Origin of the sequence: Escherichia sp. XD33, assembly GCF_019375075.1 — a bacterium.
Taxonomy (GTDB): Bacteria; Pseudomonadota; Gammaproteobacteria; order Enterobacterales; family Enterobacteriaceae; genus Enterobacter; species Enterobacter flexneri_A.
The window spans coordinates 1-3,516 of sequence record NZ_JAENDM010000127.1; the positions used below are offsets into that span (position 1 = coordinate 1).

Genomic DNA, 3,516 nt, shown 5'->3' on the forward strand with positions numbered 1-3,516 from the left:
AGAGTTCTTGAAGTTAAAGCCTGACTACAGCTACACTGGAAGGACAGATTTGGTGACACGTCTCGCACAAGACTGTTACCTAGGTTCAAAGAGCCGCAAACTCAATGAACTGGAAAAAAACCGCCCCGCAAAGGCGGTTTTTTTCTTTTGAGAGAAAAGAGTACGCTTTGCAGAAGAGGCGAGTCAACAACAGTCATCTCTTTTTGAAAATATAGAGATCTCGTTATTTTTTTATCCACTTGTTATAGTGTCTACATCCCCATACAAGACAGAGAGTCACAAGATGAGTTATGTATCTGAGCGCAAAAGTGAGCTGGTAAAGGCACAGCAACGCAAAATGGATCCATCCTCTCCTAATTCAGCTCCAATCAATCAGGGTCTTATGGACTTCATCCTGCTTGCTATGAAAGTAGATGACGGCTTTGTTCAACGTGGTCGTATTCACGGCGCATAGCTATCAAACAACTTCTTTGTACAGCACGTTTTTCAAAAAGCGTCCATACAACATTCTTTGTGTAAACCCGTAAGACTGGTAGTGTTTTAACACTTTTTCTTCTTTGTCTTTTATCGGGTTGAATATGGCTACGTGCTGTGCCCCTACTTTTTTAGCTACTGACAGAGCCACAGCAACCACAATCATTGTGATTCGTTTCTCCAACGGATGAGCTGTTGGACAAGCCTCTAGATAATCCATTCTAACTGTCTTTTTACCACGGGTTAGCTTTCCAACTGAAAGCCCACAAAGCACATCCTCTCCCCAAACAGCCACATCAAATCTTTTACAAGAACGAGCTCTCTTTGATACAAGGTTCTGCCAATCCCAAGCACCATGAGCGTGCTTACGAGACCTGCCTTTCCATTGGCTCTTCCATGCACGAATAGCATTGTCATCGATTGTAGTGAGCCTTAAAACGCCGGGCTCTAAAGCACCTGCCTTCTCAAGATAAGTTATAACTTCATCGAATGACTCTTTGTAAATCGCGAGATATTTTTCTCTAATTTCGCATTGTCTAAAAACCGCCACGCTCGTCTCCCTCCTGACCTTGACCAGTAAACATTTTGCCATAAAAAAACCACTTTAAATCATTTGCTAACATTTTGGTTAGTGGTCAACAAAGACCATATCCTATGGTACATTTAAACCCCACCCTGTGGACTTTAAAAACCATAGGGTACGGTCTGATTTGACCACACAGAAAAAGATATAGTGGGACAATACGTTAAGACAATGACGCAAGGTGAACGGTAAAACGTTCAATATATAAAATGCCCTCTAGCCTCAGATGACCACAGGATGCATGTTTTATGGAAGACAAAAATAACCTGTCGAGCGAAGTAAAGAACCACGTAAGCAAGTGGGGGAAGACAAACATTTCTGCAGGATGGACGATTATCCCAAATGCCTTACTGGAAAATCAGTCCAGGTTGGGTCTTAGCTGTATTGATACGATGGTTCTCATAAACCTCATAATGCATTGGTGGGAAAAAGATAACCCCCCAAGACCTTCGAAAAAGAGACTGGCGAACATGCTGGGCGTTTCACTAAAAACCGTTCAAAGAAGTTTTATTCATTTGGAACAGTGTGGTGCCATCAAGCGGATACCTCGATACAAAGAAGGGAAAGACAATGCCAGAACAACAAACCATTACGATCTGAACGGACTGGTAGACCTGCTGGAAGGTTTTTCGAAAGAGCTTATCGAAGAAAGAGAGGCGAATCGAAAAAGTGAAGTTAATAGACCTAAGAAGCGCGGTAATCCGAAAAGTTAATAGGCTGACAAACACACTCTCCTGTAGAGAGTCCAATTTACCATAACATCTCTTGCCCGCACCCCCTGAGAGCCCCTCAGCGCGATCCTGGGGCGTCCGGGCCGTTTCCGGCACCTTTCCCTGTCCATACTCCTGAAAAACGCCCCTGATGATTTTTAGGCCGCTGCATGGCTATGCACGAGAGTGAATGACGCGCGCCTTCGCTGCAAAACACCTGCCTGAGCCTCATTTTCAGCACGAAGCAGTGCTCATTACTTCACTTTTCGCCGCCTAAAAAATTTTTTTAGAAAAACTGATTTTTCTACCGCTGAAAATTACAAAGTCCCTAATTTCCTGATCCAGACCCAACTCCGTACAGGAAATTTTTATATGCCTAAATTTTTGAAACTGATAAGCGTCATGCTGAAGGTCATGAATGAGCTGCTTGATCTCGTAGAACGACTGAAAGAATTATTCCCGCAATGGCCTTTCTGGTAACGGTGAACGAGTGCGCAGTTTACTGTGCGTTCGTGAAGCGTTGGCCAAGCCGCCAGGCGCGGCAGATTTACAGTGGGTGCAAACGCCAGCAATTTGCGAATCCTGCTCTCGATCTGAACAGCAGCGAAATTTCGTACGTACGAAATTCAGGGTATCGGGCGGGGCCTGATGAAACATTCTGGAGTGCCGGCGGTACTCCAAAAACACATCTTGTCCCGCCATTTTGTGGCGCCGGCGCAGCGGCGGTGGCCACAAAACATTTCCTGTCCGCGTCAGTTACTGTTCGCCCGCTTCTGGTAATGAGCCCGTATCTCAGTGCGGCCTTCATCGAAGGTGATGTCACCGGAAAGAATCCTTGTCTTTACCGATTCATAAAGCGGGGTTCCTGATGGATCCATCCCTTCAAGCCTGAGAGAGGCCTCCGCTTTACGGAACCCTGTCAGGCGCAGTTGCAGTGTCCGATCATCAGTCATGGTTTTTCCTTTGAGCAGTCATGCGAATAAGGCAGGCGTAAAGTTAGCTAACTTTACATGTCCTGCCCGGATGTTGCCGTTGTATAGCTGTGCAGGGAAAAGTGGAAAACGACAGGAAACTGTTGCAGCCGGGTGTGTAATCAGGGAGGAAACGTGTGTACCGAGCGACACGATCCCTGTTCAGCATTACAGACATTACGCTTCCTCGGTCATTCGCTCACTTCGTTCGGTCATGACACTGCGGCGAGCGTTACCTGCTCAGGCAGAAGGCCATAAGGAGGTTCTGGGGATTGCCGGTTTTCCATAGGCTTCGCCCTCCTGACAAGCTTCACAGAAATCAGGTGATTTCCGGCGCTCAAATCAGAAGTGGCGAAACCTGACAGGACTTAAAGATCCCCACCGTTTCCGATGGGTCGCTCCCTCGTGCGCTCTCCTGTTCCCACCCTGAGGTTTACCCGTTGCAGTCCGCCGTAAGGTGGCGTTTTCTCATTCCTACCCGTGCAACTGGGTTCCTTGTAGGTGGTTCGCTCCAAGCTGGGCTGTATGCACGAACTCCCCGTTCAGCCCGACTACCACGTCTTTATCAGGTAACTGTACTCTTGAATCCAACCCTGAAAGACACGACAAAGCGCCACTGGCGGTAGCCATTGGTAGCAGTGAGTGCGAGAGGTGTATCGAGAGTTCTTGAAGTTAAAGCCTGACTACAGCTACACTGGAAGGACAGATTTGGTGACACGTCTCGCACAAGACTGTTACCTAGGTTCAAAGAGCCGCAAACTCAATGAACTGGAAAAAA

General features: G+C 46.9%; 3 protein-coding genes. 1 reads left to right on the top strand and 2 read right to left on the bottom strand.

The features are described from left to right. Positions 1–457 precede the first annotated feature (457 nt). The gene (locus tag K0778_RS25250) at positions 458–1,066 is read right to left on the bottom strand and encodes a hypothetical protein (RefSeq protein ID WP_063859057.1); all 609 of its coding nucleotides are present in this window, start codon (positions 1,064–1,066) and stop codon (positions 458–460) included. 239 nt (positions 1,067–1,305) lie between these two features. Between K0778_RS25250 and K0778_RS25255 the strand changes: the two genes are divergently transcribed. Then, positions 1,306–1,770 (top strand): hypothetical protein, encoded by a 465-nt coding sequence (locus tag K0778_RS25255; RefSeq protein ID WP_061583928.1) that lies wholly within the window; start codon positions 1,306–1,308, stop codon positions 1,768–1,770. A gap of 749 nt (positions 1,771–2,519) precedes the next feature. Here K0778_RS25255 and K0778_RS25260 read toward each other — a convergent pair. Beyond that, a complete protein-coding gene (locus K0778_RS25260; protein ID WP_061585996.1) occupies positions 2,520–2,720 on the bottom strand; it encodes an antitoxin VbhA family protein in 201 nt (66 codons plus the stop codon). Positions 2,721–3,516 lie beyond the last annotated feature (796 nt).

Excerpts from the sequence above, each read along its gene's own strand:
- K0778_RS25250 (WP_063859057.1), bottom strand. The coding sequence starts at position 1,066 with ATGGCAAAATGTTTACTGGTCAAGGTCAGGAGGGAGACGAGCGTGGCG.
- K0778_RS25255 (WP_061583928.1), top strand. The coding sequence starts at position 1,306 with ATGGAAGACAAAAATAACCTGTCGAGCGAAGTAAAGAACCACGTAAGC.
- K0778_RS25260 (WP_061585996.1), bottom strand. The coding sequence starts at position 2,720 with ATGACTGATGATCGGACACTGCAACTGCGCCTGACAGGGTTCCGTAAA.